Origin of the sequence: Hyphomonas sp. UBA3601, from assembly GCF_002375605.1 — a bacterium.
In the GTDB taxonomy this organism is placed as follows: domain Bacteria; phylum Pseudomonadota; class Alphaproteobacteria; order Caulobacterales; family Hyphomonadaceae; genus Hyphomonas.
Window position 1 is genome coordinate 15743 of record NZ_DFME01000090.1, and the last position, 780, is coordinate 16522.

Below are 780 nucleotides of genomic sequence, written 5' to 3' on the forward strand. Positions count from 1 at the left end.
CATATGGCTATGCGGCGACCGCGCGCGACGTGGCCCGTAATATGGAAGGCGCGGATGACCTGGTGCTGGAACTGGAATTGCTGGTCCGCATGTGGCCCGGCGACGGTCCGGTCATGGTCGATGCGGTTGCGCCTGAACCGGCCATGGGAACCCAGATCGCCCGGGCCCGACTGGCAGCCTCAATTCTTTAGCAGTGCGTCGATAAATCCGACCGCTTCGATAGAACTCCAGTCGGCATCCCCGGCCAGACGCGCGATCTCCACGCCGCTCGCATCGTACAGGATCGTCGTGGGAAAGCCCTGAACGCCACTATCGTAGACGATCTCATACTGTTCCGGCGTTGCGCTGTGGAACGTGATGTTGCTCGCACCCAGTTCACCGAGGCGCTGCGCGGCATAGGAAAGGTCTTCTTGGGCATCAACACTGATCGCAACCACTTCAAACCGGTCCCCGCCCCGCGCGGTCTGAAGCGCTCCGAGCGACGGCATTTCCTTTTCGCAGGGCGCACACCATGTGGCCCAGAAATTCACCAGGACGACTTTCCCCATGAACGCATCCAGCGAAACGGCTGAGCCGTCTTCCAGATAGAAGGGCGCGTTTGAGGCGGATGTTCCAGCCTGAGAGAAATCAAGTTTCTCGATTTCGCCTCTTGCATAGGCTTCCAACCTGTTTTCTGAAGGTTTTCCACCCCCTGCGCTCATCAGCGCATAGACAATTGCGATCAGGCCGATCAAGAAGAGGGCGATATAGGCCAGACGGGTCATGGGGCGCGGTCTCCAA

Annotated in this window: 2 protein-coding genes; one reads left to right on the forward strand and one right to left on the reverse strand. The window is 59.5% G+C overall.

The genetic code is table 11. The annotated features are described in order from the left end of the window. Window positions 1-191: hypothetical protein (locus B4F73_RS09185; protein ID WP_290483076.1), on the forward strand; the 191-nt coding region annotated here is incomplete at its 5' end. Here B4F73_RS09185 and B4F73_RS09190 read toward each other — a convergent pair. Continuing rightward, window positions 180-780, reverse strand: a 601-nt coding sequence (locus B4F73_RS09190) for a TlpA family protein disulfide reductase (RefSeq protein WP_290483077.1), incomplete at its 5' end; no start/stop codon positions are given. The genes B4F73_RS09185 and B4F73_RS09190 overlap by 12 nt on opposite strands.